Origin of the sequence: Acinetobacter sp. USHLN143 (assembly GCF_037145695.1) — a bacterium.
GTDB classification, from domain to species: Bacteria; Pseudomonadota; Gammaproteobacteria; order Pseudomonadales; family Moraxellaceae; genus Acinetobacter; species Acinetobacter fasciculus.
This window is the reverse complement of record NZ_JBBCWZ010000018.1, coordinates 22271-40933: the sequence shown is the minus strand read 5'-3', so window position 1 is coordinate 40933 and position 18663 is coordinate 22271. Positions and strand designations below refer to the sequence as shown.

Annotated in this window: 19 protein-coding genes and 2 pseudogenes; 9 read left to right on the top strand and 12 right to left on the bottom strand. The window is 42.6% G+C overall.

Annotated elements, in window-relative coordinates:
• Nucleotides 1-8 precede the first annotated feature (8 nt).
• Both WFH18_RS07085 and truB read right to left on the bottom strand, forming a co-directional pair.
• Nucleotides 9-356: pseudogene (locus tag WFH18_RS07085) on the bottom strand (TSUP family transporter); the annotation flags it as partial.
• Nucleotides 357-368: 12 nt separating this feature from the next.
• On the bottom strand, nucleotides 369-1274 hold the full coding sequence (gene truB / locus WFH18_RS07080) for a tRNA pseudouridine(55) synthase TruB (RefSeq protein WP_004732391.1): 906 nt from the start codon (nucleotides 1272-1274) through the stop codon (nucleotides 369-371).
• 170 nt (nucleotides 1275-1444) lie between these two features.
• On the opposite strand from truB, the gene WFH18_RS07075 reads away from it, so the two are divergent.
• From WFH18_RS07075 to WFH18_RS07055, 5 genes are all read left to right on the top strand, one after another.
• Nucleotides 1445-2473 (top strand): lipase secretion chaperone, encoded by a 1029-nt coding sequence (locus WFH18_RS07075; RefSeq protein ID WP_004732393.1) that lies wholly within the window; start codon nucleotides 1445-1447, stop codon nucleotides 2471-2473.
• Nucleotides 2474-2862: 389 nt separating this feature from the next.
• The gene (locus WFH18_RS07070) at nucleotides 2863-3873 is read left to right on the top strand and encodes an esterase/lipase family protein (RefSeq protein ID WP_164543115.1); all 1011 of its coding nucleotides are present in this window, start codon (nucleotides 2863-2865) and stop codon (nucleotides 3871-3873) included.
• A gap of 85 nt (nucleotides 3874-3958) precedes the next feature.
• Nucleotides 3959-4930, top strand: a complete 972-nt coding sequence (locus WFH18_RS07065; RefSeq protein WP_148335316.1) for an esterase/lipase family protein — start codon at nucleotides 3959-3961, stop codon at nucleotides 4928-4930.
• 134 nt (nucleotides 4931-5064) lie between these two features.
• Entirely contained in the window at nucleotides 5065-6033 is a 969-nt protein-coding gene (locus WFH18_RS07060; RefSeq protein ID WP_164543116.1) for an esterase/lipase family protein, read from the top strand.
• 69 nt (nucleotides 6034-6102) lie between these two features.
• Nucleotides 6103-7083, top strand: a complete 981-nt coding sequence (locus tag WFH18_RS07055; RefSeq protein WP_148335320.1) for an esterase/lipase family protein — start codon at nucleotides 6103-6105, stop codon at nucleotides 7081-7083.
• A 522-nt stretch (nucleotides 7084-7605) separates the two neighbouring features.
• Here WFH18_RS07055 and rplS read toward each other — a convergent pair.
• From rplS to rpsP, 4 genes are all read right to left on the bottom strand, one after another.
• Nucleotides 7606-7980 carry a 50S ribosomal protein L19 gene (gene rplS / locus WFH18_RS07050; protein WP_004281205.1) on the bottom strand — a complete coding sequence of 125 codons (375 nt, stop codon included), beginning with the start codon at nucleotides 7978-7980 and terminating at the stop codon, nucleotides 7606-7608.
• A gap of 185 nt (nucleotides 7981-8165) precedes the next feature.
• Nucleotides 8166-8900, bottom strand: a complete 735-nt coding sequence (gene trmD, locus WFH18_RS07045) for a tRNA (guanosine(37)-N1)-methyltransferase TrmD (protein WP_004281202.1) — start codon at nucleotides 8898-8900, stop codon at nucleotides 8166-8168.
• Between the two features lie 28 nt (nucleotides 8901-8928).
• On the bottom strand, nucleotides 8929-9477 hold the full coding sequence (gene rimM, locus WFH18_RS07040; protein WP_044109067.1) for a ribosome maturation factor RimM: 549 nt from the start codon (nucleotides 9475-9477) through the stop codon (nucleotides 8929-8931).
• Between the two features lie 30 nt (nucleotides 9478-9507).
• Entirely contained in the window at nucleotides 9508-9765 is a 258-nt protein-coding gene (gene rpsP / locus WFH18_RS07035; protein ID WP_004281198.1) for a 30S ribosomal protein S16, read from the bottom strand.
• 386 nt (nucleotides 9766-10151) lie between these two features.
• Here rpsP and WFH18_RS07030 point away from each other — a divergent pair.
• Nucleotides 10152-11284 (top strand): IS3 family transposase gene (locus WFH18_RS07030; protein WP_227554014.1). Its coding sequence is split into 2 segments (ribosomal slippage): nucleotides 10152-10404 and nucleotides 10404-11284, totalling 1134 coding nucleotides; the frame shifts between segments, so codons are not numbered across the junction.
• 39 nt (nucleotides 11285-11323) lie between these two features.
• On the opposite strand, the gene WFH18_RS07025 is transcribed toward WFH18_RS07030, so the two are convergent.
• The 6 genes and pseudogenes from WFH18_RS07025 to ispH form a co-directional block, all read right to left on the bottom strand.
• Nucleotides 11324-11566 carry a type IV pilin protein gene (locus tag WFH18_RS07025; protein ID WP_336754718.1) on the bottom strand — a complete coding sequence of 81 codons (243 nt, stop codon included), beginning with the start codon at nucleotides 11564-11566 and terminating at the stop codon, nucleotides 11324-11326.
• 22 nt (nucleotides 11567-11588) lie between these two features.
• Nucleotides 11589-12521 (bottom strand): IS5-like element ISAha1 family transposase, encoded by a 933-nt coding sequence (locus WFH18_RS07020; RefSeq protein WP_004732409.1) that lies wholly within the window; start codon nucleotides 12519-12521, stop codon nucleotides 11589-11591.
• Nucleotides 12522-12575: 54 nt separating this feature from the next.
• A pseudogene (locus tag WFH18_RS07015) lies at nucleotides 12576-12971 on the bottom strand (PilW family protein); the annotation flags it as partial.
• 1 nt (nucleotide 12972) lies between these two features.
• On the bottom strand, nucleotides 12973-13497 hold the full coding sequence (gene pilV / locus WFH18_RS07010) for a type IV pilus modification protein PilV (protein WP_035335415.1): 525 nt from the start codon (nucleotides 13495-13497) through the stop codon (nucleotides 12973-12975).
• The gene (locus tag WFH18_RS07005; protein WP_004732414.1) at nucleotides 13497-14069 is read right to left on the bottom strand and encodes a pilus assembly FimT family protein; all 573 of its coding nucleotides are present in this window, start codon (nucleotides 14067-14069) and stop codon (nucleotides 13497-13499) included. The genes pilV and WFH18_RS07005 overlap by 1 nt, the downstream gene beginning before the upstream one ends.
• A gap of 162 nt (nucleotides 14070-14231) precedes the next feature.
• Nucleotides 14232-15182: a 4-hydroxy-3-methylbut-2-enyl diphosphate reductase gene (gene ispH / locus WFH18_RS07000; RefSeq protein ID WP_164543118.1), complete on the bottom strand. Its 951-nt coding sequence runs from the start codon at nucleotides 15180-15182 to the stop codon at nucleotides 14232-14234.
• Between the two features lie 133 nt (nucleotides 15183-15315).
• Between ispH and gmk the strand changes: the two genes are divergently transcribed.
• The 3 genes from gmk (at nucleotide 15316) to WFH18_RS06985 (ending at nucleotide 18617) form a co-directional block, all read left to right on the top strand.
• Nucleotides 15316-15939 carry a guanylate kinase gene (gene gmk, locus WFH18_RS06995; RefSeq protein ID WP_004281187.1) on the top strand — a complete coding sequence of 208 codons (624 nt, stop codon included), beginning with the start codon at nucleotides 15316-15318 and terminating at the stop codon, nucleotides 15937-15939.
• Nucleotides 15940-16015: 76 nt separating this feature from the next.
• Nucleotides 16016-16297 carry a DNA-directed RNA polymerase subunit omega gene (gene rpoZ, locus WFH18_RS06990; protein ID WP_004281186.1) on the top strand — a complete coding sequence of 94 codons (282 nt, stop codon included), beginning with the start codon at nucleotides 16016-16018 and terminating at the stop codon, nucleotides 16295-16297.
• 214 nt (nucleotides 16298-16511) lie between these two features.
• On the top strand, nucleotides 16512-18617 hold the full coding sequence (locus WFH18_RS06985) for a RelA/SpoT family protein (RefSeq protein ID WP_005265552.1): 2106 nt from the start codon (nucleotides 16512-16514) through the stop codon (nucleotides 18615-18617).
• Nucleotides 18618-18663: the final 46 nt, after the last annotated feature.

The window sequence follows — 18663 nt, the reverse complement described above, 5'->3', positions numbered from 1 at the left end:
CACTAAAGATAGATGGCGATCACGATCAACATGACCAGCACAAAAGGCTTAAGAATCTCGACTGGAATTAGCGTAACGCTGGCTGCACCAATAAAAGAGCTGACAAAACTACACAGTGCAATCACGCCCAAGAGCAGCCAAGGCAGTTTCACCTGACACAGATAGGAAAATGCCGCAGAAGCGGTGCCACAAATGGAAGCGAATTTATTGGTACCAAAGAACGTAGCAGGCTGTAGATGCGGTAAACTCCCCATAATTGCCGGAATCTGGATCAGACCACCACCGCCTACGGCAGCATCAATCGCCCCTGCAAAAAATGCAAAGACAACCAGACTGATGATGATCTCAATTTCCATATATTGACTCGATTAGAGGTTCAGGACGCGTTTGGGCACCAGACGTTTTTTGTCGGTGATTTCTGCCAGCCCCAGACATTTCTCACCATCAAAAACCAGCACCTGTTCAGCTGCTTCATGTTCGATATTGCTTTCCATGCCGCGGCTAAAATATTCTGCACGACTTTCGGGTACCTGCACTTTTGGAAAATGATCAACCGGTGCATAGGCCGGCAATAACAGTTCATCGCGCTCTGCTTCGCTCAGGCTTTCCAGATATTCAATGGTATAACTTGGAATCAAATCAAAATGGCCGGTTTTGATGCGGTGCAGATAAGTCAGATGGCCATAAGTTCCCAGCGCTTTGGCAATATCTTCACCTAAAACCCGGATATAAGTGCCTTTAGAACAGGTAATATCCAGCGTAATACTGTTCTCCGTAAAGGACAAAAACTCAATCGCTAAAATCGTAATTGGACGCGCTTCACGTTCAATCTCGATACCTTTGCGCGCCAGTTCGTATAAAGGACGGCCTTCTTTTTTCAAGGCAGAATACATCGGCGGCACTTGCTGGATATCCCCGATAAACTGTGCCAATGTGTCCTGAATCAAGGCTTCCGAGAGTTCAGGAACCGCTTTTTCCAGAAGCACCTCACCTTCGACATCGCCCGTGGTGGTACTATGCCCCAAAAATACGGTCGTCTGATAACGCTTGACCGAATCTAATAAATAATGCGAAAACTTGGTCGCCTCCCCCAAACACACGGGCAATAAACCGGATGCCAGCGGATCCAGCGCACCGGTATGGCCGGCTTTTTGTGCACGGTACAACCAGCGGACTCTTTGCAATGCGGCATTAGAGCTGATACCCAAAGGCTTATTAAGCAGGAAGACACCACTAAGATGACGACGCTGAATTTTAGGAGATGATGCTTTCATGGCAAAAAATCAGACATTTTATAAATTGGCGCCATGGTAAAACCCTGCGAGATGATTTACAACTTTTCTATAGTCTCTAATGATTTTTATGGCATATTGAGCCGGCTTTAATATCTAAAAGCTTGAACATCTAAAAATAATGAAACAACGAGAAAATAGGTGCATAGGATATGCAGAAATATAAAATATGGATCATTCTGGCGTTGCTGGTGCTGTGCATTCTCACGCTGATCTTATGGCTGTCTCCAAAAGAAAATAACCAGGCGGATACCGGGACAAAAACACCTTTTACTGAAACTCAGGCAGAGCAAACCGCACTCTTGGTCAATGGCCCTGCCAATGCAGCCTTCCCCAGTGCCAGCCAGCAAGATACCGAAATTAATTGTCAGATGCAGTTAGATGCCAGCAACCGTCTGATCGTGAATGAACAGACCCGCAACTGTTTTGAATATTTTATTACTCAGTTTGGCGAAAAAAATCTGCAGCAGATCCAGCAGGATTTTAAAGCCTATATTCGCCAGAATCATAAAGAACCAGCACTCTCGCAAATTCTGGATTTATGGGATCGTTATATCCAGTATCGTCAGGGTTTGGGCCAGCTCACTGCACCGACTGGGCTGAATCAGGAATATCCTGCCTATTATCGTAGCATCTATAACAGTACCCAGTATTTGCGCCAGCAGTACTTTTCCAAGTATGAAATTGAAGGCTTGTTTGGCACAGAAGATGCCTATCATGAATATACCCTGGACCGGATGAGCGTATTGGCAGACAAAAGCTTGACTGAGACTGAAAAAGCCCAAAAGCTCAAAGCACTGTTTCAACAGCTCCCACAGGACTGGCAGGAAAATCTGGAACAACTGAATAAACTGGAAGATCTGCGCAAACTAACCGCTAATATTAAGGCTCGTGGCGGTTCCAGCGATGAAATCCGGCAGATGCGGATTAATCTAGTCGGCCCTGAAGCCACACAGCGTCTGGAACAACTGGATGTACAACGCAGCGACTGGAAAAACCGGGTGACGGGCTATTTAGATGAACGGGATCAGATTACCCAGTCCGGCATGTCAGATACCGCCAAACAGCAAGCCATTGCCCAGCTTCGCAGTAAACATTTTAATACACCGCAAGAACAACTCCGGGTAGAAACCTTTGAACAGGTTCATGATCAGGGAGCCAAGCTGCCCTTTGCTGACTAAGCCCAAAAGCCATCACCTGTTGATGGCTTTTTTATAAATGCCCTTTTGCTAACTTTATATTTTTTCTCAAAATGATCTTTTATAGTTGTTTCAAAATATTTCGTATTTACACAAAATAACTTAGACAAATTTTAATTATTTCAAAGACTTTTTATTTAAATACATGTGTAGATAAAACATATATTTACAATGTAAACCCCTCCCGTCCTGCATGTCCCCAAATGACATGGTTTAAACGCTTTGAAATGAAAAAATACCCCTTTTAAAAAGAAAATTTGCTTAGCCACTGAAAGCCGGACCTGTATTTTCATCGTCTGATTTTGTGGTTTGCAACACTCTACAAAAAGCAATGATTGCTTGAATAACGATAAAATTAAAAAGGGACAGCTATGCATACTTTCAGCAAGATAGCCCAGTTACTGACTGTGGCTTTAGCGACAACTCTGGGATTCAGTTTTTCTGCACATACTCAGGCTGCGGCGAGTGCAACACAAGTCATCGAAAAGACCCGGTCTGACTATGCCAAGACCAAATATCCGATCTTGATGGTGCATGGCTGGCTAGGCTGGTCACGCATTGGCACTGATAGTATCGGGCTGGATTACTGGTATCAGATTCTGCCAGATATGGCACGTAATGGCTCTACCGTCTTTGCGGCACAATTGTCTCCGGCAAATACAACGGCGCATCGCGGTGAACAACTGGTTCAACAGGTTGAAGAGGTTCTGGCAATTACCGACAAGCAAAAACTGAATTTGATTGGTCACTCTCATGGCGGACCGACAGTACTGTATGTCGCAGCGACCCAGCCGCAGTATATTTCGTTTATCACTGGCGTTGCAGGAACCTACCATGGCTCCAAAGTGGCAGATGATATTCAAAATAATCGCCTGACCCGTACTGCCTTTAACATTTTAGGTGATTATATTATTGGTCCATTGATTGCACTGGGCCAGTTTAAACCTGAACTGGAAATTGATTTTGATGCTTCCATGAAATCCCTGACCCAGACCGGCTCAAATACTTTTAATGCTACAGTGGCGCAGCAGGTCATCAAAGATGGTGTATTGGCGTCCACAGAAAACTGTAATAAAAATTTAAAGCAGAAAGACAGTAAAGGTATTCATTATTATTCATGGACGGGTGTGGCCCAAGCCACCAATGCTCTGGATATTGATACGGTCCTGATGCAGCTCGGCCCTTTATCTTATGGCAGTAAAGACAATGATGGCATGGTGTCACGTTGTAGCGCTTTCATGGGCAAGGTCATTCATGACCAGTACAAACTCAATCATACGGACCTCGCCAATATGATGTTTGGTCTGAAAGGCGTGTTTGCACCAGATCCGGTCGCCCTCTGCCGCCAGCATGCCAACCGACTAAAATTAGAAGGTTTATAACCCCAGAGTGCCTATATTTCAGCTGAAATATAGGCTTTTTTTCTGCTTCTTTTTTATTTGACCTATCCGTGATCGGGAAGCTGCAATGAAAAAAATAATGTATCACTTAAACCTTTTGCTGCTGGGTTCTATCTTGACTGGCCCTGTACAAGCCTCGGCATTACAGGAATACAAAAGCAATTTTGTCCTCTCGAGTTATGCCATGACAAAATACCCGATGGTCTTTGTTCATGGTTTTGGTCTGGGTTTTAACCGCATTGGAACGGATCGCATCGGTCTGGATTATTGGTATCAGATTCCCCAAGACCTGAGCCGGCATGGTGCACGGGTATTTTCTGCCGAATTGTCTGCTGTTGCGTCCAATGAACTCCGCGGTGAACAGCTCTTGATGCAAATTGATGAAGTACTGGCATTAACTGGTCAGAAGAAAGTCAATCTGATTGGGCATAGCCAAGGTGGCCCAACGATTCAATATATCGAGGGCGTTGCGCCACATAAAGCTGCCTCCTTAACCGCTATTGCGGGCGCTATGCAAGGCACACCAGTTTTTGTCAATGCCAGCCAGACACTCCTCCTTGCACCCTTTATCCATGCCATCGGTACAATTCTGGGACATAGCATGAATCTGGTTACAGCTAACCAGTATCCGGTCAGTATGATCGAAGCACTGGAAGCTATGAACCCAGAGGCGATTCAGGCTTTCAATATGAAATATGGCTCCTCTGCCATTCCCAAAGACTGTCAGTCTCAGGGCAGCAAACTCACGCCAAATCGAATTTACCACTATTCCTGGATGGGCAACCGGCAGGCAACTAATTCCTTGGATGTAATTGAGTCTACAGTCGTGACTTTAGGTAGCAGTTTCTTGAAAGGAGAAGCCAATGATGGTGCTCTGCCGCTGTGTAGCGGACGTTATGGCCAAATCATTCGTCAGGATTATGCCCACAATCATTTTGATGAAGTAAACCAGTTTTTTGGTATTTTGGGCCCTTTCGCGCAGGATCCGATCGCACTCTATCGCCAACATGCCAACCGGCTCAAGCTGCAAGGCTTATAAATCACTCATCTTTATGAATAGATCTAATGGATTAATCAACAAATTTTGGAAAACCTAGTTCCTGTCAACTCGGGGAACTCTACAGAACCGGATGAGGATCATCCCGTTAAAACAACACAAGTGAGGAAAATATAATGAAATTCGGAGTATTCATCAGCGGCCTGCTGCTGGCAGGTACATGTCTCAGCACCCAAGCATCCACCCAGGCCAATCAGGTCACAGCAAAAGCCAGTTCACAATATGCCAAGACCCAATATCCGATTGTCTTTGCACATGGGATGGCGGGTTTCATCCGGATCGGTACTGACCAGTTTGGACTGGATTACTGGTATCAGATTTTACCGGATCTGGCGCGTAATGGCGGCAATGTCTGGGCAACACGTGTCTCGCCTTTTAACTCATCGGAAATTCGTGGTGAGCAACTTTTAGAGCAAGTAAATGAAATTCTGGCCATTACCGGTGCAAAGAAAGTCAATCTGATCGGTCATTCGCATGGCGGCCCGACCATTCGTTATGTCGCAGGTGCGGGGAATGGAATAGTTGCTTCCCTGACTTCCGTCGGTGCTCCGCATAAGGGCTCTCCGGTGGCAGACCTGATCCTGCAAGCAGAAGGTACACCGATACAAGGGCCTTTAGTCGATGGCATCAACCTGGTGTCTAAAGCTATCACCTGGGCACAAGGTCTGGATCCGAGCAGTTTCCCGCATGATTCTCTGGCTGGTGGTCGCAGCCTGACCCTGGCAGGATCTGCTCAATTCAACCAGAAATATCCGCTCGGTATGCCAACCACCGCCTGCGGTGAAGGTAAGGAAAAAGACGGTGATATTCGTCATTATTCATTTACCGGTATAGGTCAAGTCACCAATCCGCTCGATCCTGATTCAGCCTTGACAGTTACAGCTCTACTCATTGATGGCGGCAAGGAAAATGATGGTCTGGTCTCCCGCTGTAGTGCCAAATTCGGTAAAACCATTCGGGATAACTACAACTGGAACCATCTGGATGAAGTGAACCAGTTCCTCGGATTAAAAAATATCTTTGCTCCAGACCCAGTCGATGTTTATCGCCAGCATGCCAACCGGCTCAAATTGCAAGGCCTGTAATTCAATCTCATCCCTGTCATCCCAATGCACAGGGATTTTCTAATTTTTAAACCGCCAAAATGGAACTTTATGAAAATTGGAACGCATTTTATAACCTTATGCTGCGTGTTATTTGCGGGCCAATATGTGCAGGCTTCCAATTTGCAGCAAGCAGAATCCAGATTTGTTGTGTCGAATTATGCCAAAACACGCTACCCGATTGTATTTGCACATGGCATGGTCGGCTTTAATCACATTGGTTTTGATGCCTTAGGCATGGATTATTGGTATCAAATTTTGCCAGATTCAGCCCGTAATGGTTCAACTGCCTTTGCCACCCGCATCTCACCTTTCAATTCCAGCGAAATCAGAGGTGAACAATATGTGGAGCAACTCAAAGAAGTCATGGCAATCACCGGCGCCAAAAAACTGAATTTAATTGGTCATAGTCATGGTGCGCATAGCGTGCGTTATGCAGCCGGGGTGATGCCGCAACATGTAGCCTCAGTGATGACTGTGGGCGGTGCCAACCAAGGGACAATTGTTGCTTCTGATGTCATGCGACTTGCTAATCAAACCGGAACATCTGAACTGCTCAATACCCTGATCAGCAGTTTTGGCAACGTTATCATGTGGGCACAAGGCTTAGATGGTCAAGCTTTCCCACATAACGCTCTGGCAGCAGGACACAGTACCTCAATTGAAGGCACAGCCGAATTTAACCAGCGCTTTAAACTCGGGCTTTCGCTGAGCCCATGTGGTGAAGGCAAATATACAGACCAAGGCATTGCACTGTATTCAATGACGGGCAATCAACCCGTGACCAATCCCCTAGATGTCAGCGATGCCGCCATGAAAGCCTTGGATCTGCTTTCTGCGAGTAAGGCTGGTGCGAATGATGGAATCGTGTCGGTGTGTAGTGCCAAATTTGGTAAAACGATTCGTGATGATTATCCATGGAATCATCTGGATGAAATCAACTTGTTGTTTGGCATCAAAGGTACCTTTGCGCCTGATCCGGTTGCTGCCTCTCGTCAACATGCCAACCGCTTAAAACTGCAAGGTTTATAGAGTTACACAAGCCTCTATTCCTCCAGAGGCTTTTTCTATCTTATTTTTCTCTAAATTTTTTCTTGAAATTTACTTGTTAATCATGATCAAACTGCATATAAAATATTCATCAAATATAAAAAGAACTGTGAAATAAAATAAATGCAGATACGTTCTATAGAAATCAAAAACAAATTTAAAAGAACCTGTCCCTGTTGCAAACGAAAAGTCATTAATCCTTTTCAATTTAAAAAATATGAGCCTTATTATTGCCCCTCTTGTCATCGACATATTATCGCAAATGTATGGATCAGTATTTTACTGGTTATCACACAATGTTTTATTTGCATTCAACTTTTTAATGCAGGATTCCAGTCTTGGGGATATTTTGTATTATTCCTGATGTTTATTCATAAAATTTTCTTGGATATTTTGGATGCTATGATCTTGCCTTTGCAGGAACATTTCGAATAAATCTACATAAAAATTAGGCATAAAAAATGCGCCCAAAGGCGCATTTTTTCACTCGTATAAAGCTTAAAATTAAGCTTTAGTTTTACGAGCTGGTAATTTTTCACGAATACGTGCAGCTTTACCAGACAATTCACGTAGGTAGTAAAGTTTAGCACGACGAACGTCACCACGACGTTTCACTTCGATACCAGCAACGATTGGAGAGTGAGTTTGGAATACACGCTCAACGCCAACACCGCTAGAAATTTTACGTACTGTGAACGCAGAGTTCAAACCACGGTTTTTCTTAGCAATTACAACGCCTTCGAACGCCTGTAAACGCTCACGGTCGCCTTCTTTTACTTTAACTTGAACAATAACTGTATCACCTGGTGCAAAAGCAGGGATGTTTTGTTTCAATTGTGCGTTTTCAATTACTTGAACTAAAGGATGCTTACCGCTCATGGGGTATCTCCAATATGTGCGAGTCAGAAGAGGTCTGATCATCGCTGGGTATAGAGGCTAAAGCGCATACACCCGATTATCTTTCCCTTTATAGTTGACCATCTCAACCATAAAGAGCCTATTAAAGAATACTTAAATAATTTTAAGTACTTGCTTGAAGACAGAAATGATCACTCATCAATATCTTACAAATCTTTTAGCCATTTTTTCTGCTGCTTGGTCAACTCGACTTTTTCCACCAACTCTGGGCGGCGTTCAAGTGTACGCTGATATCGCTGCAAAAACCGCCATTTTTCAATATTGGCATGATGCCCGGACTTTAACACCTCAGGCACATCCAAACCTTCAAAATGATCTGGCTTGGTATATTGTGGGCAATCTAGAAGACCATCCACAAATGAGTCTTGCACGTGTGACTGTTCATCAGACATGGCACCCGGAAGTCTCCGGATAATACTGTCCAATAAAACCATCGCAGGCAGTTCACCACCCGACAAGACGTAATCTCCAATTGACCATTCCTGATCAACGTATTGCTGGATCAAACGTTCATCGACGCCTTCATAACGTCCGCACAGTACGATGATTCCGTCATATTTGACAAAATCCTGTACCGCAGTTTCGTTTAAGGTTTTTCCTTGCGGTGACATATACACCACAGGAACCTGAACTGCACCCGCTTGCCTTGCAAGCTCTTTGGCATGCTGGATTGCTTTTGCCAGAGGCTCAGCCATCATCACCATACCCGGACCACCACCGAATGGACGTTCATCCACGCGTTTATAGTTGCCCGTCGCATAATCGCGAGGATTGATGCAATGAATTTGCATCAACTCACGTTTTGCTGCGCGCCCGCTAATCCCATAGGCTGTAATCGCTTCAAACATTTCAGGAAAAAGCGTAATGACTGCAAAAAACATCGCAGACTCCCGTATTTCCGAAAAATTCTTAGTAGTCTACGCCCCAATTGACGTAGATACGACCAGCTTCAAGATCAACGCGTTGCACCACATCTTTATGCCATGGGATCATTCGCTCTTCGCCATCGATGCTGTCGGCAGTTGCGCGAACCACCATCACATCGTTAGCACCTGTTTCAAACAGCTCAAAAATTTGACCGAGATTGACTTCTTGTTCCTGATCGTCCAGACCTAACACAGTTAGACCTTTTAAATCAGACCAATAGTACTCATCTACGCCTGCTTGAGGCAGTTGCGATTTAGAGATCCAGACATTGGAGCCAACCAGTTCGTCTGCGCCAGTGCGATCACTCACACCTTTCAGCGAAACAACCAGGCCTTTACCATGTGGTTTCCAACGTTTTACATCGACAATTTGCCAACCTGCTTTGGTCTCAATGTACCAAGGCAGATAGTCAAATATGTTGCTCATAGGTTCTGTATTGGAATAGACCCAGAGCCACCCATTTAATCCATATGCTGAACGCAACTGTCCAATCTGAATACGATCTTCTGGAACATTCTGTGTTGGTGTCATGGGCAAGCTACTACCTAATTTATATAAAAATTATGCAGCAACTGCAGCTTTTTTAGCTTGAGCAGCTAAAGAAGCAACACGATCAGAAGGTTGAGCACCTTGAGAAACCCAGTGAGCAAAACGGTCAGCATCTAAACGAAGTTTTTCTGCTTTACCTTGAGCTGTAGGGTTGAAGAAACCGATACGTTCGATGAAACGACCGTCACGTGCATTACGGCTATCAGTCACAATGATTTGATAGAACGGACGTTTTTTAGCACCACCGCGTGCAAGACGAATAACAACCATGATAGAACCTTATAGTTTTTACGGATTATCCCTGCATCGACCATCGATACATTTCAAACCCCTTTCATAGAGGGCAGTATTTTACTTGAACTTTGCCCTGAATGAAAGATCAAAAAGTGTTTAGGTAGAATTTTGGATTTGTTTTAGCGGCCGTCCCAGTTGGAAGTGGCTGTAGGTGTACATGGAGTTGAGGTTTTTTCCCAACACTTATTGCCAGAACTATCCAAAACAATCACACCAGTTCCAGTTTGCGAGGTATTATTCTCAGGAGTAGCTGTTAGTTCCCAACTTGATGTAGAGAGATGGCTCCGTAAATTTGAACAACTCCTATAAGTGATATTTTGCTCCCCAAATGATGTTATAAACATCGATATATGGAGTATTTTATGGCACGTAGACCAAGAAGAAATCATTCAAATGACTTTAAAGCTAAGGTAGCGCTTGCTGCGATTAAAGCAGAAAAAACACTTGCTGAATTGAGTGCTGAATTTGATGTTCATCAAAACCAAATTATCGACTGGAAAAATCAATTGCTTTCAGCTTCCTCGCAAGCCTTCGATCAATCAAAAGCTCCAGCAGAACCGCCCATTGATCTAAAAAAACTACATGCAAAAATCGGTGAACAGGCATTAGAAATTGATTTTTTAGAAGGTGTGTTGAAGAAACTGGGCCGCTTCAACCACAAAAGTTAATCGACGACTCACTTCAGATTTCAGTATCTAAGCAAGCTAAGCTGCTGAAAGTCTCCCGTGGTTGTTATTACTATCGCCCAAAACCTGTGAGTGAATCAGATCTGAAGCTGATGCGCTGTATGGATGAGTTACATATGCAATACCCTTTTGCAGGTAGCCGTATGATGCGTGATTTATTGAATCGTCAAGGACATCATATAGGACGACGTCATACACGTACTTTAATGAAGAAAATGGGCATTAATGCGTTATATCGTAAACCAAATCTAAGTCAGGCCAATCAAGCTCACCGTAAATATCCATATCTGCTCAAAGGATTGAATATTCAACGGAGTAATCAAGTGTGGGCAACGGATATAACGTATATCCCTATGGCAAAAGGCTTTGTCTACTTATGTGCTGTGATTGATTGGCACAGCCGTAAGGTGCTTGCCCATAGCGTATCGATTAGTATGGAGGTTGCATTTTGTATAGAAACATTAAATGAAGCTATTGAAAAATATGGTCGACCTGAAATCTTTAATACAGACCAAGGCAGTCAATTTACCAGTGATGCATTTATTGAAGTGTTAAAATCAAATGACATCCAAATCAGCATGGATGGTAAAGGTCGTTGGGTTGATAATGTGATGATTGAACGATTATGGCGGAGCGTTAAATACGAGGAGGTTTATCTCAAAGCCTACAGCAATGTTTTTGATGCGAAAAAGCAATTAAATGCCTATTTTGAATTTTATAATTTGAAACGACCTCATTCGAGTCTGGACAAAATGACTCCAGATGAGTTTTACTATGACCAGCTACCACAACAAAATAAGGTAGCTTAACTAGAGCAGAATATCACTTATAAATAAGCTTTTAGTTGTTCAAACAAGTGGGACCATCTCTGTAGTAACAGATAAATCTAACTTATAAAGTGGTGTACCCTCTTTTGGAATTACATTACCACCATACACAGCACCAATGGTTGCACTAGCATAATTTCCATTTGTTATTTTAAATTTGGTAAGATTTTGTGCAATTGCCATCATTTCAGCTTGGGCATTTACACGATGTGTTCTTATTTTATAATTTTGATAGGCTTTGTTGCATAAAGCCTTTGACGGCAGAGTTTTCCTAAGTTGCTAAAATTTAGGTTACAACTTGGGTATGAGGTCTGCCTAATTCTGTAAATTTATTTAATACGGCTACGCGTGCATGGATCTCATTCACTTGGCTTTGAAAGTTTCTCGCACGGAGTTTATCGCCTAATAACTTGATGCAATGCATCTTAGTTTCAACCAAACTTCGCCGATGATAGCCTGACCAATTTTTCCATATTGTTCTTCCTAAACGTTTAACTGTTCGAAGTAATTCATTTCGCTCTAGCGAGCTGGTCTTTGTATCTTTCCAAGGTTTCGCATTTTTTCTTGGCGGAATCACCGCATGTGCTTGTCGGTCTGCAATTACTTGACGGCATTGCTTGGTGTCATAAGCCCCATCAGTATAGACAGAGTCAATCTGCTCATCTTGTGGAATCTGATCGAGTAAATCACCAAGCACTTGTGAATCACTCACATTATTTGTAGTGAGTTGAATAGCGCGTATTTGAAGGGTTTTAGCATCTATACCAATATGAAGTTTACGCCATTGGCGACGATATTCAGGTTGGTGTTTCTTACGCTTCCATTCACCTTCGCCTAGAAACTTTAAGCCAGTAGAATCAACGAGTAGCTGGAGACCATTACTGCTTTTTTGATAGTTAATTGCAATATCAATATGCTTTTGTCTTCTGCAGATGGTGGAATAGTCTGGTGCTGTCCAATCTAATCTACAAAGATGAATGAGACTTTGCACAAAGCCAGTGACCATACGTAAAGAAAGACGAAATAAAGATTTGATCATTAAACAGCATTGGATGGCTGTATCTGAATAAGTTTGATTTCGACCATGTTTACCTTTGGGTTGAGCGTACCATTGAGTCTTGGGATCAAACCAAATTGAGAGATTTCCTCGATTTATTAATGCACTGTTATAAGAAGACCAATTGGTTGTACGATAGATTTTAGGTGTGGGCTTATTCATTTGAGAATTATATTGTGGAATAAGCCTTTATAGATAGTTTTGTGCAACAAAGCCTTGGATAACTAATTGATCACTTTCTTGATCTTTTAAATTGGACTCACCGATTCCACCACGGGATAACAAATCATCACTAATGGTGAAATTTAAACTCCCATCTGATTTTTTATTATTGGAAATATTAGAAGGCGATAATACAACTCCACCATATAAAACATCATCATTAATAAATGGCTGAGAAGAATTCAAATTAGCTAATCGAATAGAATTAATGACTGAACCTAGTCCAAATAAAGCTGAACTTTGTAAATTCATCATAGCTTGCTGTACAGTTACACTACGTTGACTAGTTAAAAATAACTGTAATGCAATGGCACTAATTAATAACCCCAATACAATTGATATCATCAATTCAACTAATGTAAAACCACTCTGTTTAGTATAGATTCTCATATTAAAATGCCTCCATAACTAAACATTTAGCATTCACAATGTATGCGCCAGTAGCTGTATCAACACAGTTACTAAGATCTGAGGCAATAATACTAGTTTTTCCCCATGCAACATATATGCAATTCAAAGTACTTTTTACACAATTTTCAACAATTATTGTTTGTCCATTATCCGAAGCCTTAGCCAAAATTTCTGTAGCATCATGTTGTGCCATCAGGGTGGAATTACATTTAGGAATTGCTAGACTTTTAGGTATTGTAATATCATTAATACCAGTACACGTATCTATCGAGACAACATTGTTAATTGCATTTTTATAATCAGATAAGGCTGTACGATTTACCCTCATACGTTCAGCTAAATCTCGTGCATTATTCATTGCGACCGTATACTCAGTTGCCTCTTGGGCTGCATCCATTGCTCTTAATTGCAAAGCCGAAAATCCCAGCACCCCCAAGGCAAGTATAAATAAAGCAACTAATACCTCCATTAAACCAACGCCCTTTTGATTCGTACTATTTATCATCAACATATACCCGTTGTTATTCTATCCACTGTGCCAGTTTTCGAAACAAAAATAGTTTTGCTTGTTTTAATTTCTGAATTACACAAAGTAAATTCTAAAGGCACGATTTGAGGGATTTTTCTTGGATTATTATCTGGATCTGTATCACATGGTGTTGATGTAGCAGGTGGAACTGGATTACAAACCGGATTGTCTACGAGCTTTTCACGCTGCTTTGCGGTCCCCAATCCTGTGAAAATAACATCAATTGCATCACTTGTTAGTTCAATATCATCATTTGGAGAGATCCAAGAAAATGTAGTTGCCGTATTTGCAGGGCATACAACATTTATCTCACTTGTACTTGGATCTGTTTCTGTCGGGCAAGTTAATTTAATCGTAATATTTTTCCGTAATGAAATAGCTTGCCCCCTTGCTTCTCCAAGAACTAAAGCAAAATCTCGAGCGGTAGTATCCAATTTTCTTTTTGCGATGAGATCACCAAACGAAGGAGCAGCAATCATCGCGACAATTGCCAACACCGCAATCGTCACCATTAACTCAATTAAGGTAAATCCTTTCTCTTTTTGCATATTCCCCCCTCTAGGCAAGACCTTGACCCAGTTAAAATAATATCTATAAATTTTACAAAACCCACACAGAGCAGATAAAAGGCATAAAAAAACAGATAACTGTCATTTCCCAGTTATCTGCTTATTTTTAAATAAGAAAAAGAATTTTAAATAGTTAACATTCTAAGCCTGTGTTACAGGAATACGTAACTCTTTAGGCAGGCTAAAGGTAATGTTCTCTTCCCGTCCATCCAACTCTTTAGGCGCTTGTGCACCCCAGTCCTGTAAACGCTGAATAACTTGTTTAATCAGGATTTCAGGTGCAGATGCGCCTGCTGTTACCCCAATCTGGGCATTTTCTGCAAACCATTCCTGCTTGAGCTCATCGGCATTATCAACCAGATAAGCCGCCTTCCCCATACGTTCCGCCAGTTCACGCAAACGGTTTGAGTTAGATGAATTTGGTGAACCCACAACTAAGACTACATCACAACGTTCAGCCAGATCCCGTACTGCATCCTGACGGTTTTGCGTAGCATAGCAAATATCATCTTTACGCGGACCTTGGATCATTGGGAATTTTTGACGTAAGGCATCAATCACTTTCGCCGTATCGTCAATAGATAAAGTGGTTTGCGTGACAAAAGCGACTTTTTCAGGATTGCGTACCGTTAAAGCGGCGACATCTTCTTCATCTTCAACCAGATAAATCTCACCACCATTTTTTTTGTCATATTGCCCCATGGTGCCTTCAACTTCCGGATGGCCTTCATGACCAATCAGGATCGCTTCTACACCTTCACGAGCATATTTAGTCACCTCAATGTGCACCTTAGTCACCAATGGACAAGTCGCATCAAAAACCTTTAAACCACGACGTTCAGCTTCTTGTTGTACGGCTCTAGAAACACCATGCGCGCTAAAAATCACGATATTATCGTCAGGAACTTCGTCGAGTTCATCGACAAAAATTGCACCACGCTGACGTAAGTCATCGACCACAAATTTGTTATGCACCACTTCATGCCGCACATAAATTGGGGGGTTAAAGCATTCTAGGGCACGGTTCACGATCGCAATGGCACGATCTACACCAGCACAAAAACCACGTGGGTTGGCTAAAACAATTTCCATAGAATCCTCAATACTCATACCATTTTTAGCGGTTCAATTGAAATAAATGTAAACAATCGACTGACAACTATTTAGTTTAAAGCCGCTCTACTCTAAAATAGAGAAGATATTTTATCATATCAGGAAAAATATCATGTCGGGTCTCTTGTTTGTCGTTTCTGCAGCGTCTGGAACAGGCAAAACATCCCTTGTTAAAGCCCTACTTGAGCGTGTCAACAATCTTCACGTTTCTGTGTCACACACTACACGCGGTCAACGACCTGGCGAACTCGATGGCGTGCACTACCATTTCTCTAATAAAGAAGATTTTTTAAATCTGGTCAATGAAGGTGGTTTTATCGAATACGCCGAAGTATTTGGTAATTACTACGGGACCGCACAAGCCACAGTCAAAGAGCAACTGGCTAAAGGTCATGATGTGCTACTGGAAATTGACTGGCAAGGTGCACAGCAGGTTCGTCGACTTTTTCCTGAATCTAAACAAATTTTTATCTTGCCACCAAGCCAGTTTGATCTACGTGAACGCCTGTCTAACCGTGGTACTGATGCTGTGGATGTGATTGAACACCGTCTGAGCTGCGCGGTAGAAGATATGCAACAATATAGCAACTTTGACTATATCATTATTAATGACGACTTTAATAAGGCGCTGCATGACTTGGAAGCGGTGATTATTGCCAATCGTCTGGTACTTAGCCAGCAAGCCAACCGTCATGAAAAACTGATTCAAAAACTGATTACACCGACTGAACAGTGATTAAAACTTGAGTCTATAGACAAAGCCTTTTATACTGAGCAGTCTGTTAAAATTTATTATTCAAACGAGAATTCTTATGGCACGCGTCACCGTTGAAGATTGTTTAGACCATGTAGACAACCGCTTTGAGCTTGTACTAGTGGCAAGCAAGCGCGCGCGTCAATTGGCACGTCAAGGTATTGAACCAACTGTAGAATGGGACAATGACAAACCGACTGTTGTTGCTTTACGTGAAATCGCTTCAGGTCATGTATCAAAAGACATTTTGAAACAACGTGATCAAGACTATCAAACATCAAGTCTGGATCTTGCACTTTCTGCAAATAATCTAAACTTAGACGGTTTTTCTTTCCAGTAAGAGATCGTCACTCAAAAAGCCTAGTTCTAAACTAGGCTTTTTTTGTTATGTGACTTTTATATTTATGCCAGAACGGTTATAACATAAGGGTTAGCTATCAAGTTTGTATTGGTTTTCTGCTCGCTAGCAGCCAAAAACCATCAAACCAGGAAATTCACATTTCTAAAGCGCTTTCAGGTTTTATTTGTAAAAAATTCAGTTGAAAAGGTGTTTTATGCCAGGCCCACAGGTCAGTCAAGCCAAGCAGCAGTTAGAGCTCATTATCGATGCGTATTTAAGTGAAAGCGATGTCGAACGTGTGCTTGCGGCCTGTGATTATGCAGATATGGCGCATGATGGGATTGTGCGCAAAAGTGGTGAACCTTATATTCTACATCCGATTGCGGTCAGCTGTATCTTGGCGCATATGCGTTTGGACACTGAAACTTTAATGGCTGCCCTGCTGCATGATGTGATTGAAGATACCGAATTTAACAAAAATGATATTAGCAAGATTTTTGGTTTTACCGTCGCTGAACTGGTCGATGGTGTCACCAAACTAAGTCATTCTAGCGATAAAGAATATAATAAAGCGGCTTCTTTCCGAAAAATTCTGCAAGCCACCTTACAGGATCCACGTGTCATTATTGTGAAACTGGCCGACCGTTATCACAATATGACCACTTTGGATGCACTACGTCCAGACAAACGGGCACGTATTGCCCGCGAAACTTTTGAAATTTTTGTTCCAATGGCACGTATTGTCGGCATGAATGAAATGGCGGATAATCTGGAACATCTTTGTTATCAGAATCTAGATCTGGACATGTATAACAATGTGCAGGCCGCCCTACTGGAAACCAAGCCAAAACGCTGTGAATATCAGGCCAAGTGGGAAAAGAACCTGACCGAACTGCTGCAACAGAATGCCATTCAAGGCCGGATTAAGAAGAAAAACAACAATATTGAGCTACTGCGCCACTTCGTTAAAAATGACATCGATCTACAAGAATTAACTCACAGCCATGCTTTTGAAATTATTTTACAGAGCATTGCCGATTGTGACCGACTGGCAGAGATTCTGACCCATAGCTTTAAGATTCAAAGCTATGAAGACCATATCCGTCGTCCATTACCGGGTGGCAACCAGTCCCTGATGATGCGACTGAAAGGCGAAAAGACCACTTTGTCTTTGACCATTCAAACCGAACTGATGCGTAAAGCAGCACGTTTTGGTGTTGTACTCGGTGAAAGTGCGCCGCAAGCCTGCCGCTCAGCAATTCAGGCTTCAATGCAAAACCTGAATGTCCTAGTCGATGGCGAATGTGCCAAAACCACTTTCAGTGAATTACTGGACTATTTACATCAGGAAAAAATCTGGGTCTATACCCCACACGGCCATTTACATGAATTACCGCAAGGTGCCACGGCGGTCGACTTTGCTTATGCGGCGAGTTTATTCCTGGGCAACCATGCGGTGGGTGCAAAAATTAATAATGAAACCAAACCACTGTCGACTCCTTTAGTCAGTGGTCAGGTAGTCGAAATCATTACTGATGTCCTTGCGACGCCGAACCCAGATTGGCTCAGTTTTATTAATACCCAGAAAGCTCGTCGTGCTATTCAGAATATTCTGCGCGATCAAGATCCAGATGAGCAACGTTTGGTCGGACAACAGGCTCTCAATCGTGCCTTGAAACTCTTCCATCGTTCTATTCGCGATATGACGGAAGCAGACTGGAAAAACCTTTTGGAATGGCGCCATGTTTCCAGCAAGGAACAGCTGTTTGAACAGATTGCAGTCGGTGATTTATTACCGCAACTGGTGGCCAACCATTTATTTGCCCAAGATCATCATCAGAATATTGCCAGCTCAGACCGTCTGATTCAGGGAACGGAAGGTGTCGATGTCAAATATGCACATTGCTGCAATCCTGTGCTGGGTGATCCGATTCAGGGTCATTTGACCCGTCGCGGTTTGATTGTGCATCGTGCGCGCTGCCACAACCTGCTGCATGAACAGCATCAGCATCCAGAAAATATCATGTTGTTACAGTGGACCTCTGATGACCTCGAAGATATCAGCTTTACTGCCTATCTCAGTATTGACTTGGACATGAATGACGAGCAGATTTCAGACCTGATTTACCAATGCCGTAAAGCGCATTCCGGGGTGGAAATGGTACGTACTCAGGATGACAAAACTTATGTCAATATCGTGGTGCATAACCGTAAACAGATTGCACAGATTATCCGGGATTTACGCATGTATTTCGGCTTTCCACGAATTATCCGCCTGGCTCAGCCCATCGTTTTCAGTGAAGCCTCTAAAGCAAGTTGATCATTTAAAACGATAGTGCTTTGATCGGCCGAATTGATCGAATATG

Excerpts from the sequence above, each read along its gene's own strand:
- rpoZ (WP_004281186.1), top strand. The coding sequence starts at position 16,016 with ATGGCACGCGTCACCGTTGAAGATTGTTTAGACCATGTAGACAACCGC.
- WFH18_RS07065 (WP_148335316.1), top strand. The coding sequence starts at position 3,959 with ATGAAAAAAATAATGTATCACTTAAACCTTTTGCTGCTGGGTTCTATC.
- gmk (WP_004281187.1), top strand. The coding sequence starts at position 15,316 with ATGTCGGGTCTCTTGTTTGTCGTTTCTGCAGCGTCTGGAACAGGCAAA.
- rplS (WP_004281205.1), bottom strand. The coding sequence starts at position 7,980 with ATGAGCGGTAAGCATCCTTTAGTTCAAGTAATTGAAAACGCACAATTG.
- truB (WP_004732391.1), bottom strand. The coding sequence starts at position 1,274 with ATGAAAGCATCATCTCCTAAAATTCAGCGTCGTCATCTTAGTGGTGTC.
- rimM (WP_044109067.1), bottom strand. The coding sequence starts at position 9,477 with ATGACACCAACACAGAATGTTCCAGAAGATCGTATTCAGATTGGACAG.
- ispH (WP_164543118.1), bottom strand. The coding sequence starts at position 15,182 with ATGGAAATTGTTTTAGCCAACCCACGTGGTTTTTGTGCTGGTGTAGAT.
- rpsP (WP_004281198.1), bottom strand. The coding sequence starts at position 9,765 with ATGGTTGTTATTCGTCTTGCACGCGGTGGTGCTAAAAAACGTCCGTTC.
- WFH18_RS07055 (WP_148335320.1), top strand. The coding sequence starts at position 6,103 with ATGAAAATTGGAACGCATTTTATAACCTTATGCTGCGTGTTATTTGCG.
- WFH18_RS07005 (WP_004732414.1), bottom strand. The coding sequence starts at position 14,069 with ATGCAAAAAGAGAAAGGATTTACCTTAATTGAGTTAATGGTGACGATT.
- WFH18_RS07070 (WP_164543115.1), top strand. The coding sequence starts at position 2,863 with ATGCATACTTTCAGCAAGATAGCCCAGTTACTGACTGTGGCTTTAGCG.
- WFH18_RS07060 (WP_164543116.1), top strand. The coding sequence starts at position 5,065 with ATGAAATTCGGAGTATTCATCAGCGGCCTGCTGCTGGCAGGTACATGT.
- WFH18_RS07020 (WP_004732409.1), bottom strand. The coding sequence starts at position 12,521 with ATGAATAAGCCCACACCTAAAATCTATCGTACAACCAATTGGTCTTCT.
- WFH18_RS06985 (WP_005265552.1), top strand. The coding sequence starts at position 16,512 with ATGCCAGGCCCACAGGTCAGTCAAGCCAAGCAGCAGTTAGAGCTCATT.
- pilV (WP_035335415.1), bottom strand. The coding sequence starts at position 13,497 with ATGATAAATAGTACGAATCAAAAGGGCGTTGGTTTAATGGAGGTATTA.
- trmD (WP_004281202.1), bottom strand. The coding sequence starts at position 8,900 with ATGTTTTTTGCAGTCATTACGCTTTTTCCTGAAATGTTTGAAGCGATT.
- WFH18_RS07075 (WP_004732393.1), top strand. The coding sequence starts at position 1,445 with ATGCAGAAATATAAAATATGGATCATTCTGGCGTTGCTGGTGCTGTGC.